This is a genomic window from Streptomyces sp. NPDC001816, from assembly GCF_042892235.1.
GTDB lineage: Bacteria > Actinomycetota > Actinomycetes > Streptomycetales > Streptomycetaceae > Streptomyces.
Map to the genome: position 1 here is coordinate 29,398 of NZ_JBIATY010000014.1, position 17,545 is coordinate 46,942.

Annotated in this window: 15 protein-coding genes; 12 read left to right on the forward strand and 3 right to left on the reverse strand. The window is 72.6% G+C overall.

Annotated elements, in window-relative coordinates:
• The first annotated feature begins 5 nt into the window (after positions 1-5).
• Together ACFYZZ_RS36935 and ACFYZZ_RS36940 are read left to right on the forward strand one after the other, a co-directional pair.
• On the forward strand, positions 6-302 hold the full coding sequence (locus ACFYZZ_RS36935) for a hypothetical protein (RefSeq protein WP_389185846.1): 297 nt from the start codon (positions 6-8) through the stop codon (positions 300-302).
• Between the two features lie 137 nt (positions 303-439).
• Positions 440-1,282: a hypothetical protein gene (locus tag ACFYZZ_RS36940; protein ID WP_389185849.1), complete on the forward strand. Its 843-nt coding sequence runs from the start codon at positions 440-442 to the stop codon at positions 1,280-1,282.
• A gap of 100 nt (positions 1,283-1,382) precedes the next feature.
• On the opposite strand, the gene ACFYZZ_RS36945 is transcribed toward ACFYZZ_RS36940, so the two are convergent.
• Positions 1,383-1,565 carry a hypothetical protein gene (locus tag ACFYZZ_RS36945; protein ID WP_381662715.1) on the reverse strand — a complete coding sequence of 61 codons (183 nt, stop codon included), beginning with the start codon at positions 1,563-1,565 and terminating at the stop codon, positions 1,383-1,385.
• Between the two features lie 209 nt (positions 1,566-1,774).
• On the opposite strand from ACFYZZ_RS36945, the gene ACFYZZ_RS36950 reads away from it, so the two are divergent.
• The 3 genes from ACFYZZ_RS36950 (at position 1,775) to ACFYZZ_RS36960 (ending at position 7,378) form a co-directional block, all read left to right on the forward strand.
• Positions 1,775-4,627 (forward strand): DEAD/DEAH box helicase, encoded by a 2,853-nt coding sequence (locus ACFYZZ_RS36950; protein ID WP_389185852.1) that lies wholly within the window; start codon positions 1,775-1,777, stop codon positions 4,625-4,627.
• Complete coding sequence (locus ACFYZZ_RS36955) at positions 4,624-5,907, forward strand: SWF or SNF family helicase (RefSeq protein WP_389185855.1); 1,284 nt, start codon at positions 4,624-4,626, stop codon at positions 5,905-5,907. The genes ACFYZZ_RS36950 and ACFYZZ_RS36955 overlap by 4 nt, the downstream gene beginning before the upstream one ends.
• A gap of 130 nt (positions 5,908-6,037) precedes the next feature.
• On the forward strand, positions 6,038-7,378 hold the full coding sequence (locus tag ACFYZZ_RS36960) for an esterase-like activity of phytase family protein (protein ID WP_389185858.1): 1,341 nt from the start codon (positions 6,038-6,040) through the stop codon (positions 7,376-7,378).
• Positions 7,379-7,387: 9 nt separating this feature from the next.
• On the opposite strand, the gene ACFYZZ_RS36965 is transcribed toward ACFYZZ_RS36960, so the two are convergent.
• On the reverse strand, positions 7,388-7,660 hold the full coding sequence (locus tag ACFYZZ_RS36965; RefSeq protein WP_389185861.1) for a hypothetical protein: 273 nt from the start codon (positions 7,658-7,660) through the stop codon (positions 7,388-7,390).
• 354 nt (positions 7,661-8,014) lie between these two features.
• Entirely contained in the window at positions 8,015-9,181 is a 1,167-nt protein-coding gene (gene xylA / locus ACFYZZ_RS36970) for a xylose isomerase (RefSeq protein ID WP_389185864.1), read from the reverse strand.
• A 207-nt stretch (positions 9,182-9,388) separates the two neighbouring features.
• Here xylA and xylB point away from each other — a divergent pair, with 207 nt between their 5' ends.
• From xylB to ACFYZZ_RS37005, 7 genes are all read left to right on the forward strand, one after another.
• On the forward strand, positions 9,389-10,834 hold the full coding sequence (gene xylB, locus ACFYZZ_RS36975; protein WP_389185867.1) for a xylulokinase: 1,446 nt from the start codon (positions 9,389-9,391) through the stop codon (positions 10,832-10,834).
• Between the two features lie 57 nt (positions 10,835-10,891).
• Positions 10,892-12,100, forward strand: a complete 1,209-nt coding sequence (locus ACFYZZ_RS36980) for an ROK family protein (RefSeq protein ID WP_389185870.1) — start codon at positions 10,892-10,894, stop codon at positions 12,098-12,100.
• A gap of 245 nt (positions 12,101-12,345) precedes the next feature.
• A complete protein-coding gene (locus ACFYZZ_RS36985; protein ID WP_389185873.1) occupies positions 12,346-12,573 on the forward strand; it encodes a hypothetical protein in 228 nt (75 codons plus the stop codon).
• Positions 12,574-12,658: 85 nt separating this feature from the next.
• Positions 12,659-13,672, forward strand: coding sequence for an acetamidase/formamidase family protein (locus ACFYZZ_RS36990; RefSeq protein WP_389185876.1), 1,014 nt, complete (start codon positions 12,659-12,661; stop codon positions 13,670-13,672).
• Positions 13,673-13,734: 62 nt separating this feature from the next.
• On the forward strand, positions 13,735-14,337 hold the full coding sequence (locus ACFYZZ_RS36995) for an N-acetylmuramoyl-L-alanine amidase (RefSeq protein WP_389185878.1): 603 nt from the start codon (positions 13,735-13,737) through the stop codon (positions 14,335-14,337).
• 79 nt (positions 14,338-14,416) lie between these two features.
• Entirely contained in the window at positions 14,417-15,724 is a 1,308-nt protein-coding gene (locus tag ACFYZZ_RS37000) for a GAF domain-containing protein (protein ID WP_389185881.1), read from the forward strand.
• Positions 15,725-15,780: 56 nt separating this feature from the next.
• A complete protein-coding gene (locus ACFYZZ_RS37005; RefSeq protein WP_389185884.1) occupies positions 15,781-17,304 on the forward strand; it encodes an aldehyde dehydrogenase family protein in 1,524 nt (507 codons plus the stop codon).
• Positions 17,305-17,545 lie beyond the last annotated feature (241 nt).

Consider the following 17,545-nt stretch of genomic DNA (forward strand, 5'->3'; position numbering starts at 1 on the left):
AGCACGTGTTCGACATGATGCGCAAGTACGCCGCCAGATTCCGTACCTCCTCGCACGCGGAGGCGGTGGACACTCGGGACCGGCGCGCACACAACTTGTTCGAAGCAGCGGCCGCCTATGTGGCGGCCTGCGCGGAGGACGATCAGGACCGGATCGACGAGGCGGCGGGATGGGTGTCTCCCGAGGCACTGTCGTTCGGGGTGAACGAGCTGGCGTGCCGGGCCGTCATCGCGCTCGCCCGGGAGCGTGACGAGTCACCCGGGACGGTGGCCCGCGACCTCCTCGGGCTGCCGACGGCCTGAGAGACGGACCCCGACGGGGGCATTTCGCCCCCGTCCAGGTGGAAACCTGCAGCTCCGTGTGGTGTGCGGAGTCGTGACAAGCGGCTTCCGCTCGCACTAGGGTGCGCGCCGATGGACGAACCACTGGGGAGGCAGGCATGGCCGGGACGGACGATGAGGCCGTCGCCGCCGCGGACGAGGCGCTGTACGTGCTCACGGCGGTGCTGCTGACGCCGGCGCAGTTTCCGAGCGTGCTGGGCGACGACTACCCGGAGGCCTGCGCGGCGCTTGACCTCGCCCCGCTCGCCGACGGGTACGGCCTGGTACTCGGGCAGGACGGCGAGGGCGCCCGCTGGACGGTCGTCATCGACGACGTCTCGCTGGTCGCCGTGGCGATCGCGTCCTGGGACTGCGGCATGGAGTACGAACTGTCGCCGGACGAGCGCACGGTCGTGACGGCCCTGCCGGGCTGGCCGCTGGCGGTCGCCGTCGCCGCGCCCGGTGTGCCCGCGCCGCACGACCCCGACCCCGAGGTCGGGGAGGGGCCCGCCCTGACCCCGCCGGACACCAGCTCCTGGGGTCCGGCCCAGCGACGTCTGGGCGCCGACGAGATCGCGCTGCAGTGGGCGGTCTGGCGGGAGCAGATCGGCGATGACTACCTCCCCTCGTCCGGTGAGGGGACCGAGACGGCGGAGGCCGCGGCGGACGACGAGGAGAACGCACCGAAGAGCGGCCACCAGGGCGTCCGGCGGGTGCTCTCGGAGGCGCGCGCCTACGTCGACTCTCCGCCGCCGCTGGGCCGGGTGCGCTCGTCGTTCGCCCCGGGCGACGCCCGGACGCTGCGCGCCGACGGCCCCGGATGGTCGATGGTGGCGCGCACCGACGACATCGCGTTCGTCCTGCTCGACGAGGAGCCCGGAGAGGTCCTGCCGGTGGGCCGGGGTCCCGAACTGCCCGGTCTCCTGGAGGCGCTCGACAAGATGGCCGTACGGCCCAGCTGACCCCGAGGGGGCCGCTCCCTCCGCGGAGGCGCGGTCCCCGACGGTCCGGGGAGCGTCCGCGGCCGCCCCGGCGAACGGACCAGGTCCGTTCGCCGGTCTCTCAGCGGCCGAGTTCCTTGCGTCCGACCCGGCGGAGCCTGCGCCGCTGCGAGGGGTCCAGCGCCAGATACGCAGCGGCCGGAACCCCCACCACGATGAGGAACGCCACCCACCAGGGCAGCCATATCAGCAGGATGAGACCGACCGCCACACCCCCTGCGGCGATCTTCGCGTTCTTGGACATGAGCGTCGCCTCCTTCGCGGCCACTGCCGCTCTCTGCTCTGAAAACGGCCCCGCGTTCCCGGCGGTTCCGAAGCTCGACCCTGAGACATCCCTGAGACGCGCCCCTTAGTGGCACAGGTCACAGCGTAAGCCTTCGAGGTGGGCTCGCCGCGTGCTGTATCCTCGGCCACTCCTAGCGAGTAGTCAAATTTGAGGAGTGCGGCGGAACTGTGCAGAGGACTCCCACGGAAGCATCCTCCGACCTGTCCGAACTGGCCCGCTGCTGCACGGTGTTCGTACCGTCCGACCCCGCTCGCGCCGGCCTGATGGCCTTCTGGCGACCGGGCGGCGAACCTCTCCCCGATCTCGCCCAGGGGTCCGTCTCGGAGCTGGACCTGGTGCTGCCCGCGCCCGACCGGGACCTCGAGCGGGTACGGGTGCCCGCTCTGCTGCTGCCGGTGCGCGCCGCCCTGCCGGTGCTCACGCACGCGCGTGCAGAGACGGGCGCCCATCGGGCCACCGCATTCTGGGGCACGGCCGGCCTGCTGGCCCTGCACTTCCTGGCACGCGGCCTGCTCCTGCCGGGTCTCTCCTCCGGCGATCACGACGCCTGGCGGGTGGGGCCGCTGTCCGTGGGCGATGCGGAACTGGTCCGCGAACTCGCCGCGGCCATGCCTCCGGAGGCACACGCCGTACCACTCACCGCCGGCGAGCACCCTCGGCTCCCCGATCCCGAGCGGCTGCTGCGCGCCTTCCTGGACGCGGTCGCCGACACGCTCCCCCGCTCCCCGGCCGCACCGCTCGTGACGGGCCGTGCCGCGTTCGCGGCACCGGAACCGCAGCATCTGCCCAGCCTGCGCGCGTGGGCCGACGACATCGCCGCCGGCCACGACGCGGGCGTCCGCCTGTCGCTGCGCGTGGAAGCGCCCGGTCTGCAGGACGCCGTCCGCGAGGACGACTCCACCGTGCAGTTCCGTGCGGTGCTCCAAGTGCACGGCGCGAGCGGGGCTGCGGACGTCGCGGACGCCGCCGACCTGTGGGCCGGCTCGGGACCCGCCCGCGACGTGTTCGGCCCCCGCGCGCGGGCCGACACGCTGCTGGCACTGCGCCGGGCGGCCCGGGCATGGCCGCCGCTGACGCCACTGCTCGCCGCCGCCGCGCCGGACGTGGTGGACCTCGCGGACGACGAGATCGCCGAACTTCTGGGCGAGGGCGGCCGGGCACTGGCCGCCGCGGGAGTCGACGTGCACTGGCCGAAGGAGCTGTCACGCGAGCTGACCGCACACGCGGCCGTCGGCCCGCGGGACGGGGAGGCTTCGACGCTGCCGTCGTTCCTCTCGGCAGACGCCCTGCTCTCCTTCCGCTGGTGGTTCGCGCTGGGCGGGCGCGAGTTGTCGCGCGAGGAACTGTACCGGCTCGCCGAGGCCAAGCGCCCCCTCGTGCGGCTGCGCGAGCGATGGGTCCTGGTCGACCCGCGGGAGGCGGACCGCGCCCGTAACCGGCAGGACCGCTCCATCGCCCCGGTCGAGGCGCTGGCCGCCGCTCTGACGGGCTCGGCCGAGGTCGACGGCCACCTGGTCGACGTACGGCCCACGGGATGGCTGGCGCAGCTGCGGGAGCGGCTCACGGACCCCGAGGCGGGGCAGCCCGTCGCCCCGCCCACGGCCCTTGCCGCCACCCTGCGGGACTACCAGCTTCGCGGCCTGGGCTGGCTGGCCCGGACGACGGCGCTCGGGCTGGGTTGCTGTCTGGCCGACGACATGGGGCTCGGCAAAACGGTCACGCTGATCGCGCTGCACCTGCACCGGCAGACGGACGCCTCGTCGGCCGGCCCCACGCTCGTGGTCTGCCCGGCGTCCCTGCTCGGCAACTGGCAGCGCGAGATCGAGAAGTTCGCGCCCGGTGTCCCCGTGCGCCGGTTCCACGGACCCGGGCGCGGTCTCGGCTCCCTGGCGGACGGGGAGTTCGTCCTCACGACCTACGGCACCATGCGCCTGGACGCCGAGCGGCTCGCCGAGGTGCACTGGGGCATGGTCGTCGCCGACGAGGCGCAGCACGTGAAGAACCCGTATGCGGCGACCGCGCGTGCGCTGCGGTCCATCGGCGCACGCGCGCGTGTGGCGCTCACGGGCACGCCGGTGGAGAACAACCTGACGGAACTGTGGGCGATCCTCGACTGGACCACACCGGGACTGCTCGGCCGCCTCGGCGCCTTCCGCACGCGGTACGCCCTGCCGGTCGAGGGCGGCCGGGATCCCGCCGCCGCGGAGCATCTCGCGCGGCTCGTGCGGCCGTTCCTGCTGCGGCGCCGGAAGTCCGACCCCGGCATCGCCCCGGAACTGCCGCCGAAGACCGAGACCGATCACCCGGTGGCACTGACGCAGGAACAGGCGGGCCTGTACGAGGCGTTGGTCCGCGAGACCCTCGAGCGGATCGCGGACGCCGACGACATGGCCCGCCGGGGTCTGATCGTGAAGCTGCTGACCGGGCTGAAGCAGATCTGCAACCACCCGGCGCAGTTCCTCAAGGAGGACGACCCGAGGCTCACGGGACGCTCGGGGAAGCTGGAGCTGCTGGACGAACTGCTCGACACCATCCTCGCGGAGGACTCGGGCGTCCTGGTCTTCACGCAGTACGTGCGGATGGCCCGCCTGCTCGAACGGCACCTGACGGCGCGTGGGGTGCCCTCGCAGCTCCTGCACGGCGGCACTCCGGTCGCCGAGCGCGAGGCGCTGGTGCGGCGCTTCCAGGCGGGTGAGGCGCCGGTGTTCCTGCTCTCGCTGAAGGCCGCGGGAACGGGCCTGAACCTCACGCGGGCCGAGCATGTCGTGCACTACGACCGCTGGTGGAACCCGGCGGTCGAGGCGCAGGCCACCGACCGCGCGTACCGCATCGGGCAGACCCGCCCGGTGCAGGTGCACCGGCTGATCGCCGAGGGGACGGTCGAGGACCGCATCGCCGAAATGCTGGGGCGCAAGCGGGAACTGGCGGATGCCGTGCTCGGCGCGGGCGAGGCCGCACTGACGGAGCTGACGGACGCGGAACTGGCCGCACTGGTGGAACTGCGCGGGGAGGCACGATGAACCACTACGCCGATGAGCACGACCGTGGCCTGGAGCGCACGTTCGCCGCGCTGCCGCCCGCGCGCGGGCGCGGGTTCGCACAGACCTGGTGGGTCCGCACCTGGCTGGGGGCGCTGGAGGACGGGGCATTGGACTCCGCCGCTGTGAAGGCGGGGCGCCGACTCGCGCGTGGGGGCGGCGTCGGCGCGGTGACGGTACGGCCGGGCCGGGTCACCGCGGTCGTCCGCGATCCGAAGGGCGTGGCGCACCGGGCCGACGTCCTGGTGCCGGAACTCTCCGAAGAGCAGTGGGTCGGTTTTCTGGACCTGGCCGTGGAGCAGGCGGGACACCTGGCCGCGCTCCTCGACGGGGAACTGCCCTCGCATCTGATCGAGGACGCGGCGGTCAGGGGCATCGAACTCCTGCCGGGGCTCGGCGATCTGGAACCCGAGTGCGACTGTGACGCGTGGGACCACTGCGGGCACACCGCCGCCCTGTCCCATCAGGTGGCGCGTCTCCTGGACGAGGATCCGTTCGTGCTCCTGCTCCTTCGGGGCCGGGCGCGGAGCGCGTTCCTGGATCAGCTGCATCTGCGGAGCGCCGCCTGCCGGGACGAGTCCGCCGAGGCGGAGGGTGTGGACGCGGCGGAGGCCTGGGCTGCCGCCGACATCCTGCCTCCGCTGCCCGCTCTGCCCAGCCTTCCGGAGAGCCCCGGCGAACCGCCGTCCTTCGAGACCGAGTCGGCTCAGGCATCGCCCGGTATCGACCCCGTGGCACTGGAGTTCCTGGCCGCGCGAACGGCATCCGAGGCCCACCGAATGCTCAGGCAGAGCCTCGGCGCCGACGGGGAGCCGGACATGGGGCTGACGGCCGCTCAGGACGCCGTACGGCTCGCCGAAGGCGCCGCTCCCGGTGCTGTCGCCGACCGGCTCGCCGAAGGGTCGGGGCGGGGCGGCGACGGGCTGGCGTCGGCCGTACGTGCCTGGCGAGTCGGAGGTGCGGCGGCCCTGGCCGTGCTCGACGAGGAGTGGCAGGTGGAGGGCGCGGCGCTCGCACGCGCGCGTGCGGCCCTGGAGGCGGCCTGGGAGGAGGACGAGCGGCCGTCGTTCCGGCCGGCCGGAAACCGCTGGACCGTCCCGGCCGAAGGGATTCAGCTGCGCCTCGGCCAGGAGGGCAGCTGGTGGCCCTACCGCGAGGAGGGCGGGCGGTGGGTTCCGGCGGGCGGCGCGGACCGGGATCCGGCGACGGCACTGGCCGCGGCGCGGCTCGGGCCGGAGGACCGGTCGCACGCAGGCACTTGACGGGCTGTCAGTCCGCGGCGAGGGCGACCCGACGAGTGGTGGACGCCGCTTGTTCACCCCGGGGTCGTGCGATGTTCCTTCTGGGGTCCAAATCTGGCCGCAGTCAACGAACTTGCCCTCAGGAGGCCCGATGTCCCCGCACGCCACCGGCCGGCGCCGTGTCCACCGATCCGTCGCCACGGGCCTTCCCCTGGCCCTGGCCGCCGCCCTCGTGGCCGCGGGAACGGCCACGGCGGCGCCGTCCAGGGATGCCCGTGTCATCCGCACGGCCACCCTCGGGGAGATCCCGCTCGGCGAGTTCAGCAACGCGCTGCTGCCCGGCAGCGTGGCCGACGACCACGGAGTGGACCTCGGGGGCATCGGCAGCGACATCTACCCGGCCGGCCGCAAAGGCGAGTACTGGACCGTTTCCGACCGCGGCCCCAACGGTCAGATCAAGGTGGACGGCAAGAAGCGCCGGACGTTCCCGGTGCCGGGATTCGACCCCGCGATCGTGAAGATCCGGGTCTCCGGGGACGAGATCGAGGTGATCGACGCGATCCCGATCACCACTGCCTCGGGGAAGGCCGTCACCGGGCTGCCGAACCAGAAGAGCCGCGACGAGGCGCCGTACACCTACGACGCCACGACCCCGCTGTCGTACGACCCGAACGGTCTGGACACCGAGGGCATCGTGCGGGCCGGGGACGGGTCCTTCTGGCTCGTGGACGAGTACGGCCCCTCGCTCATCCACGTCTCCGCACGCGGGCAGGTGCTCACTCGCTACGTGCCCAAGGGGCTGAACCTCACCGGCGCCGACTACCCGGTGGTGGAGGCACTGCCGTCCGTCCTGCTGCACCGGAAGACCAACCGCGGCTTCGAGGGGCTTGCGCAGCTTCCCTGCGGTGACCTGGTGATAGCCCTGCAGAGCCCGCTCTCGCTGCCCGACACGGCCGCCGGGGAGGCCTCGCGCACGACGCGTCTGCTGCGCTTCTCACCGCGGAAGCAGGCCGTCACCGCGGAGTACGCCTACCGCTTCGACCCGGTGAACGTCGTCGACCCGAGCGAGGACGACACCTCCGAGCTGAAGATCTCCTCGGTGGTGGCCGTCGGCCGCGACCGTCTGCTGGTGGAGGAGCGCACCGACAAGGCGGCCCGGTTGCAGCTGGTCAGGCTGGGGCAGAAGGCCGACATCCTCGGCGGCCCCTGGGACGACGACACGACCTCTCCGTCGCTGGAGCAGCTGGACGACCCGGCCGCGGCAGGCGTGCCGGTGCTGAGCAAGCGGCTCGTCGTCGACCTGGGCAAGGTGAGCGGTGTGCCGGGGAAGATCGAGGGCATCGCCCGCGTGGACCACGACACTCTCGCGCTCATCAACGACAACGACTTCGGGATGACCGACGGAGCGGGCGCGTTCGACGCCCAGGGCCGCCTCGTCGACAGCGGGATCAAGACGGCCCTGACGTACGTCCGGCTGCCCGAAGGCCTGTGAGAGGCGTTTTCACGGCAGCACGTCGGAGAGCGAGGGCAGGATCGACTCCAGGTCGCTCGGCAGCGTGCTCGGGAAACCCGAGGGCAGCTCGGTCGGCAGCCGCGAAGGCAGCCGGCTGGGCAGCTCGGTGGGAAGGCTGAAGGAGGGCCTGGGAGAGCGGCTTGTGCTCGTGCCGCTCTCCTTCGGCGCCTTCTCGTCCCCCGAGCCGTGCTTCCCGGAGGCCGTCAGCACCACGACGAGGACGGCCGCGGCGGCCACGAGGAGGGTCAGGACGGCGAACAACGGGCCGCGGCTCCGCGGCGAAGGCACCGGAAGCCATGACGGGTCAGGATCGCCGGGAGGGGGCGGGCCGAAGCCGCCCTGGGGCGGCCCGAAACCGCCGGGCGGAGGCGGGGTGCCGCCCGGCGGTCCGGGCGGGACGGGAGGTACAGGCGACAGGGACATACCGTCCAGAGTCGCCACCGCCCGGTCATGAGGCCACCCGCGCACGGAAGCTGATACCGGCTCATGCCGTGGACCGCACGATTCCGCCGCATCCCGCGCTGGGGCGGTCGGCCCTCACCGGAGCCGCGGATTTCGGCAGGCACGCGCGCGTGCGGGCCGCTCGGAAGCGGCCCCCTACGCGCGCGTGCGCACTCAGTCCCGTGCGCCCAGCAGGTGGTCCATCGCCAGCTGGTCGAGCTGTTCGAAGGCCATACCGCGCGCGGCGGCCGCCTCCACGTCGAAGTCCTCGAAGGCCGTGCGGTCGGCGAGCAGGGCCTGCAGGCCGTCCGCGGCGGTCGGCTGGGCCAGCTGGTCCAGGCGGGAGGCACGCAGCGCTTCCTGGACCTCCGGGTCGGCGCGGAAGGCGGCCGAACGCTCCTTCAGGATGAGGTAGTTGCGCATGCAGCCGGCCGCCGACGCCCACACGCCGTCGAGGTCCTCGGTCCGCGGCGGCTTGAAGTCGAAGTGGCGGGGCCCTTCGTAACCGGCGCTCTCCAGGAGGTCCACGAGCCAGAAGGCGGCACGCAGGTCGCCGGCGCCGAACCGCAGGTCCTGGTCGTACTTGATGCCGGACTGCCCGTTGAGGTCGATGTGGAAGAGTTTTCCGGCCCACAGGGCCTGCGCGATGCCGTGCGGGAAGTTGAGCCCGGCCATCTGCTCGTGACCCACCTCGGGGTTGACGCCGTACAACTCGGGGCGCTCCAGGCGCTCGATGAAGGCCAGCGCGTGACCGACCGTGGGCAGCAGGATGTCGCCGCGCGGCTCGTTCGGCTTGGGCTCGATGGCGAAGCGGATGTCGTAGCCCTGGGAGGTGACGTACTCACCCAGGAGGTCGAACGCCTCCTTCATCCGGTCGAGGGCCGCGCGCACGTCCTTGGCGGCGCCGGACTCGGCGCCCTCACGGCCACCCCAGGCGACGTACGTCCTGGCGCCCAGCTCGACGGCGAGATCGATGTTCCGGATCGTCTTGCGCAGCGCGTAGCGGCGGACGTCGCGGTCGTTGGCGGTGAAGGCGCCGTCCTTGAAGACGGGGTGCGTGAAGAGGTTCGTGGTGGCCATCGGGACGGTCATGCCGGTCGCGTCCAGGGCCTGGCGGAAGCGCTTGATGTGCGACTCGCGCTCGGTGGCCGTGGCCCCGAAGGGGATCAGGTCGTCGTCGTGGAAGGTCACCCCGTGGGCGCCCAGCTCGGCGAGCCGCTGCACCGTCTCGACCGGGTCGAGGGCGCGGCGGGTGGCGTCGCCGAATGGGTCCCTTCCCTGCCAGCCGACGGTCCACAGGCCGAAGGTGAACCTGTCCTCGGGGGTGGGCTGGTAGCTCATGCCGCGACTCCTTGCTGCGTACGACTATTTCGTCATGGCCGTTTACAAATTAGTATGCGGACGCACCTCTGGGAAGAGACAAGGTGTGTCTTCGACGACAAGGAGTCTTCGACGGATGTCGTTGGCCTCTGTCGTCGACCGATGTCGTTGACAGAAGTCTTGCCAGCTCACAGCACATCCCGCGCAGCCGCGGAAGAGGAGAACCCGATGTCAGCAGCCGAGGGTCCGCTCGTCGTCGGCGTGGACACATCCACCCAGTCCACAAAGGCGCTGGTCGTCGACGCAGCCACCGGGGAGGTCGTGGCGAGCGGCCAGGCGCCGCACACCGTGTCCTCCGGTGCGGGCCGGGAGAGTGATCCGCGCCAGTGGTGGGACGCCCTGTGCGAGGCACTGCGCCAGTGCGGTGAGCCCGCGCACGAGGCCGCCGCGGTGTCCGTCGGCGGCCAGCAGCACGGCCTGGTCACCCTGGACGAGCAGGGTGAACCGGTACGTCCGGCGCTGCTCTGGAACGACGTCCGCTCGGCGCCGCAGGCCCGCCGGCTCGTCGAGGAGCTGGGCGGCCCGAAGGGCTGGGCGGAGCGCACCGGCAGCGTGCCCGGAGCGTCGTTCACGGTCACGAAGTGGGCGTGGCTGGCCGAGCACGAGCCGGAGGCGGTCCGCGCCACCAGGGCGGTGCGGCTCCCCCACGACTACCTCACCGAGCGCATGACCGGACAGGGCACGACGGACCGCGGCGATGCCTCCGGCACCGGCTGGTGGGCGTCCGGGACGGAGGCCTACGACGAGGAGACGCTGGCGCACGTGGGCCTCGACCCGACGCTGCTGCCCCGGGTGGTACGGCCCGGCGAGGTGGCCGGCACCGTGCGCGAGCACCACGACCTGCCGTTCTCCAAGGGCACCCTGGTGGCGCCGGGCACCGGTGACAACGCGGCCGCGGCGCTGGGCCTCGGCCTGCGGCCGGGCACGCCGGTGCTGAGCCTCGGCACGTCGGGCACCGTGTACGCCGTCTCCAAGCACCGCCCCGTCGATCCGACGGGTACGGTGGCGGGCTTCGCGGACGCGCACGGCGACTGGCTGCCACTGGCCTGCACCCTGAACTGCACCCTCGCCGTGGACCGCGTCGCGGCACTGCTGGGCCTGGACCGGGAGGCCGTCGAGCCCGGCACCTCCGTCACCCTGCTGCCGTACCTGGACGGCGAGCGCACTCCGAACCTGCCGAACGCGTCCGGCCTGCTGCACGGGCTGCGGCATGACACCACCGCCGGCCAGCTGCTGCAGGCGGCCTACGACGGCGCGGTGCACGCACTGCTCGGCGCGCTCGACCTGGTCCTCGACCAGGACGCGGACCGCACCACCCCGCTGCTGCTGATCGGCGGCGGAGCCCGGGGCACGGCCTGGCAGCAGACGGTACGCCGGCTGTCGGGGCGGCCGGTCCAGGTCCCGGAGGCCAGGGAGCTGGTCGCCCTCGGGGCCGCGGCGCAGGCCGCGGGCCTGCTGACCGGCGAGGACCCGGGCGCGGTGGCCCGTCGCTGGAACACGGCCGCGGGCCCGGTGTTGGACGCGGTGGAGCGGGACGAGGCGACGCTGGCCCGGATCAGCGGGGTACTCTCCGACGCGGCCCCGCTGCTGGAGCGGGGGCCGGAATCCCGCTGAGCCCAGCCGCCGCACCCGAGCTGTGCCCGGCCGCAGACACCGAGGATTGACCAGAGCATGACCGCATCGCCGCACGAGGGCCGCCCGACCGGCGCCGGACGCTCTCTGCCGGACACCCAGCAGGGCATGCGCCGGCGCAACCTCGCCCGGGTGATGCACGCCGTCAGCGCGGAGGGCCCGCTGTCGCGGGCCGCGGTCGCCTCCCACATCGGCCTGACACGGGCGGCGGTCTCGACCCTCGTGGACGAGCTGATCCGTTGGGAGCTGCTGGAGGAGCTGGGCCCGGAACGGCCGGGCCGGGTGGGCCGCCCCGGATCCGCGCTCGCGGTGAGCGGGCACGGTCCCGCCGGCATCGGGGCGGAGATCGGCGTCGATCACCTCGCGGTGTGCGCGGTCGACCTGCGCGGCGCGGTCCGCGCCCGAGCCGTGCGGCACGGCGCGAACCGGGGCCGCGCCCCGGGACCGGTGATCGAGGAGCTGACGGCGCTGGTCCGCCGGGTCGTGGCCGAGGCGGAACGGGAGGGGCTGTGGCCCGCCGGTCTCGCGGTCGCCGTACCGGGGCTTGTGGCGCGGGACGGCCGCACGGTCGTGCGCGCCCCGAACCTCGACTGGAACGACACGGACCTAGGCCCCCTGCTGCCCGGCGGCCTGCCCGTGATCGTGGACAACGAGGCCAACTTCGGTGCTCTGGCCGAGTTGTGGCTCGGTGCCGGCACACCGCGCGACTTCCTGCACGTGTCGGCCGAGATCGGCATCGGCGCCGCGGTCGTCGTGGACGGGCAACTGCTGCGCGGCACGCGGGGGTTCGCGGGCGAGCTGGGTCATGTGCCCGTCCGCCCGGACGGACCCGCCTGCCCGTGCGGCGGGCGTGGGTGCCTGGAGCAGTACGCCGGTGAGGAGGCGGTGCTGCGTGCGGCCGGGCTGGAGCCGAAGGAGGACCTGGTCGGTCTGCTCGCGGGACGGGCCGGGGAGGGTGACGAGGCGGTACGGCGGGCTCTGCGGGACGCCGGCACGGCGCTCGGCATCGCGCTGACCGGGGCGGTCAATCTGCTCGACCCCGAGACGGTCGTCCTCGGCGGGGCCCTCGCCGGCCTCTCCCCCTGGCTGCTGCCGTCGCTGGAGGCCGAGTTGACGGGCCGTACGGCGGGACCGGCCTGCCCGGTGTCGGTGTCCGGACTGGGTCCCGAGGGCCCCCTCCTCGGCGCGGCCCACTCGGTCGTCCGGGCCGTTCTCGACGATCCGGCGGCGGTGGCGGAGCGGCCCTGACGGCTCGCTGCCGGGTGGGCTCGCACGGCCGGAAGACGGCCTGGTCTCACTCGATCGGGTGGCGGAGTTGTCCACAGTCCGCCGGTTGTCCACGGAACCGCGGCGCACCCTTCTGCCCAACTCACCCGCGCCGTACCGTGATTCACGCGAGGCGCTGCCGCCCTGCCTGTCCGGCGGAGCGCTCGCGGGACGAGGGGATGCACACGCGTCGAGTGCCAGTCGGCTGACACGGATCGGGGGACGACATGCACGCGGAGACGACCGGGACGCTACGGCGGGACGCCATCGGGCTGCGCGAAGCCCTGTTCCAGAGCATCACGGCGATGGCGCCGGCCGCCACCGTGGCCGCCGGCGCGGTGGTCCTGCTGGTGCTGATGCGGCATCACCCCGAGCGAATAGCCGAGACCGCACGGGTTCACGCCGAGGAACTCGACAGGGCCGGCCACCGGCAGGACGGAACCGTGCCTCGCTGACCGTAACGGCGAGCCGCCCCACCGGAAGGCCGACGGGGACCGATTCTCTCCTCATGACCGCCGCACCGAAAGGACCGATGCCGCGATGACCGACCCCCGCATCCTGACCGTGCGCCCGGAACCGGACGAGTACGCCTGGACGTTCGGCGGTGCTCCCCCGGTGGCCCGGATCCAGCCCGGAACGGTTCTCGACCTCTACACCGAGGACTGCTTCGCCGGCCGGGTGCGGTCCGAGAAGGACCTCGTCTCCGAGGTCTGCGAGTTTCCCTTCCTGAATCCGCAGACGGGCCCCTTCCACATCGAGGGAGCCGAGCCCGGCGACACCGTGGCCGTGCACTTCGTGTCCCTCGAACCGGCCCGGGACTGGGCCGCTTCGACCACGGTCCCCCTCTTCGGCGCGCTCACCTCGACGCACACCACGGCCACGCTGCAACCGCCGTTGCCGGAGCGGGTCTGGATCTGGCAGCTCGACCGCACCCGGCGCACCGCTCTCTTCCGAGCGCAGGACAGTGACCTAGAGCTGGAGCTGCCCCTCGACCCCATGCACGGCACGGTGGGGGTGGCCCCCGCCAATCTGGAGGTGCGCTCGGCCCCGGTCCCGGACGCGCACGGCGGGAACATGGACACGCCCGAGATGCGGGCCGGTGTCACCTGCTATCTGGGGGTGAACGTCGAGGGCGCCCTGCTCAGTCTCGGTGACGGGCACGCGCGGCAGGGCGAGGGCGAGACCTGCGGGGTCGCCGTGGAGTGCGCGATGAACACCGTGGTGATCGTCGACCTCCTCAAGGACGTCGCCACCCCCTGGCCCCGGCTGGAATCGGACACGCATCTCATCTCGACAGGCTCGGCGCGCCCGGTGGAGGACGCGTTCCGGATATCGCAGCTTGACCTGGTGCAGTGGCTGGTGCGCGACTACGGATTCAGTGAGCCGGACGCGTATCAGTACGCAACCCAGGCGGTCGAATCGCCGTTGGCCAACGTGTGCGACACCAACTACACGTGCGTGGCCAAGCTCCGCAAGGAGTGGTTGCCCGCGCGGGAGACTCACCGCGGCATGCACGCGCGGCTGCGGGAGACGGCGCGGACGCTCGGCCGCTGACACCGCATCAGTCGCGCAGGCTTGTGATGCCCCCCACACCCGTTCCTGAAAGGCAGCCGACGATGGACACCAACCGGCCCGGACCACAGCTCAGCAGGCGACGGATCCTGAAGGGCGCGGCTCTCGCCGCCGTCCCCTACTCGCTGCTCCCCGACGCCCGCGCCGGTGCGCGGGAAGCCGTCGACTACCCTCCGGCCGAGTGGCAGCCGGCGACCACCGCCAACTACACCTCGTCCGACCGCCCCGCCGACTACACCGTCGACCGTGTGATCATCCATGTCACGCAGGAGACGTACACGGACACGCTGGCCATCTTCCAGAACCCGCAGAAGCAGGTGTCCGCGCACTATGTGGTCCGCTCGGCCGACGGGCACGTCGCCCAGTGCGTGCACGAGGCCGACATCGCCTGGCACGCGGGCAACTGGAACTACAACACCCGCAGCATCGGCATCGAGCACGAGGGCTGGGTGAACGAGCCCGCCTTCTTCACCGACGCCCTCTACGAGCAGTCCGCGCAGCTGACGGCAGCCATCTGCGCCAGGTACGGCATCCCCAGGGACAGGGAGCACATCATCGGCCACTATCAGGTGCCGGGCACCGACCACACCGATCCGGGACCGTTCTGGGACTGGGTCCGCTACATCAGACTGGTCAATTTCGCGTAGGCGGACGTCGAACCGGTTGTCTGGGCGAACACGGCGCGTGACGATGGTTCCAGCCGTTTCACCGTCCGGGGAGGGCGAGTTGACCGATCCGTGGGTGGCCCTGGAGCCGGGGGCCGACCCCGCCGAGCGAGTCCGGGTGCTGCGCCGGGCGCACGAGACGTTCACCACGGCCGGCACGGTGCCGCGCCCGGTGCGGGGCGTGGTGGCCGAGTCGTGGCGGCGCAGCGCGCGAGCCGGTGTGGGGCCGGACGGTACGGCGAGCGTGGAGCTGACCGACGGCGACCTCGGTACCTATCGGGCCGAGCACCCGCTGGCCCGGGTGATGCCGCTGTTCAGGGAGCTGATGGGCACGTTCGCCGCCGACGGCGAGCATCTGCTGGCGGTGTGCGACGCACACGGAAGGCTGCTGTGGGTCGAAGGGCATCCGGCGACCCGGCGCCTGGCGGACCGGATGAACTTCGTGCCCGGGGCTCGCTGGTCGGAGACGGCCGTCGGCACCAATGCGCCGGGTACCGCGGTCGCCCTGGACCGGCCGGTGCAGGTGTTCGCGGCGGAGCACTTCATACGGCGGGTGCAGCCGTGGACGTGTGCGGCGGCGCCGGTGCACGATCCGCACACCGGCCGGGTCCTCGGGGCCGTCGACATCACCGGTGGCGACGGGCTGGCGCATCCGCACAGTCTGGGCTTCGTGCAGGCGGTGGCGCGGGCCGCCGAGTCCCAGCTCGCGCTGCTCGCCCCGCCTCGGCGTGCCGAGGACACCGCGACGCTGAGCGTCCTGGGCCGCGACGAGGCCGAGCTCCGGCTGGACGGCCACCGGATCAGGCTCAGCCGCCGGCACAGCGAGATCCTGGTCCTCCTCGGCCGCCGTCCCGAGGGGCTGACCGGCGACGAACTGCTGTGCGCGCTGTACGCGGACGAGTCGGTGACCCCGGTGACGCTGCGTGCCGAACTGGCCCGGCTGAGGCGGCTGTTGGGGCCGGGGCTGCTCGCCTCCCGGCCGTACCGGCTCACGGCGGCCGTCGAGTCCGACGCCGGCGTGGTGGAGCGGCGGCTGGAGACGGGTGCGCTGACGTCCGCGGTGGAGGCGTACGCCGGCCCGCTGCTGCCGGGTTCGCAGGCCCCGGCGGTGGTGCGGCTCAGGCGCCGCCTCGCCGACGGTCTGCGGGCGGCCCTGATCACCCACGGCGATCCCGATCTGCTCGCGGACTGGGCGCGTGCGCCGTGGGGTGAGGACGACCTGGAGGTGTGGCGGGCGCTCGCGGCGGTGCGGCCGTCGGCGCCGGTGCGGGCCCGGCTGGCGGCGTTGGAGGCCGAGCTGGCTGTACCGGCTCACCGGCCACCGGCACCGGCCGGCGGCGCAACGTACTTGCAACGTCCGCCCGCCTAGCCTCGCGCCGCGAGCTGCCCAACGGCGGGCAGCGCTTCACCGGGAGGCAGACCAGCATGACCCGTTACGCGGCGCCCGGCACCGAGGGCGCGATCGTCTCCTACCAGGCGCGCTACGACCACTTCATCGGCGGAGCGTACGTGCCGCCGTCGCGCGGGCAGTACTTCGAGAATCCGTCGCCGGTCAACGGGCAGCCGTTCACCGAGATCGCGCGCGGTACCGCGGAGGACGTCGAGCGGGCGCTGGACGCGGCGCACGAGGCCGCGCCCGGGTGGGGTCGTACGTCGGTGGCGGAGCGCGCCGACACACTGCTGAAGATCGCCGACCGTATGGAGGCCTACCTCGAACCCCTCGCGGTGGCCGAGAGCTGGGAGAACGGCAAGCCGGTGCGCGAGACGCTGGCGGCCGACATCCCGCTCGCCATCGACCACTTCCGCTACTTCGCGGGCGCCATCCGGGCGCAGGAGGGCTCGCTGGGCGAGATCGACGACGACACGGTGGCGTACCACTTCCACGAGCCGCTCGGTGTGGTCGCGCAGATCATCCCGTGGAACTTCCCGATCCTGATGGCGACCTGGAAGCTCGCGCCGGCGCTGGCCGCGGGCAACGCGGTCGTCCTCAAGCCCGCCGAGCAGACCCCGGCGTCCATCCACTACTGGATGAGCCTCATCGCCGACCTGCTGCCGCCGGGCGTGGTCAACATCGTCAACGGCTTCGGCGTGGAGGCGGGCAAGCCGCTGGCGTCCAGCCCGCGGGTGGCGAAGGTGGCGTTCACCGGGGAGACCACGACCGGGCGGCTGATCATGCAGTACGCCTCGGAGAACATCAAGCCGGTCACGCTGGAGCTCGGCGGCAAGTCCCCGAACATCTTCTTCGACGACGTGTGGGCCCACGACGACGACTTCCGGGACAAGGCGCTCGAAGGCTTCACCATGTTCGCGCTCAACCAGGGCGAGGTGTGCACCTGCCCCTCGCGGGCGCTCGTCCAGCGCGGCAACTACGGGGAGTTCCTGGAGGCTGCTGTGGCTCGCACCCGGCAGATCAAGCCGGGGCACCCTCTGGACACCGCCACGATGATCGGCGCCCAGGCCTCGAACGACCAGCTGGAGAAGGTCCTCTCCTACCTGGACATCGGCCGGCAGGAGGGCGCCAAGGTCCTCACCGGCGGCGAACGCGTGGAGTACGACGGCGAGTTGAAGGGCGGCTACTACGTCCAGCCGACCATCTTCGAGGGCGACAACCGCATGCGGATCTTCCAGGAGGAGATCTTCGGGCCGGTCGTCTCGGTGGCCTCGTTCGACGACTTCGACGACGCCATCAAGATCGCGAACGACACGCTCTACGGTCTCGGCGCGGGCGTGTGGACCCGGGACATCAACACCGCGTACCGCGCGGGCCGCGCGATCCAGGCGGGCCGGGTCTGGACGAACTGCTACCACGCCTACCCCGCGCACGCGGCGTTCGGCGGTTACAAGCAGTCCGGTATCGGCCGCGAGACGCACAAGATGATGCTGGAGCACTACCAGCAGACGAAGAACCTCCTGGTGTCGTACTCGCCGAAGAAGCTGGGCTTCTTCTAGCCACAAGGGCGTCGAAGCGGTCGGTAGCGCGTACCGAATGCGCCGGTCAATCTCCCTCCCGGACGGGGGAACGGGGAGCCGCAGTGGCCGGCGCACTCGGCCGCTGTGCCAGGTAATCACCGTGCACGGCGGGCCGGACAGGGCCGAACGGCCCCTGTGCGCCAGGGCCGGACGGCGGCTGCACCCTGATGCGACAGTTGCGCGTCTCCCGGCCGTCGGCCCTACCGCGGTGGTCGCGCTG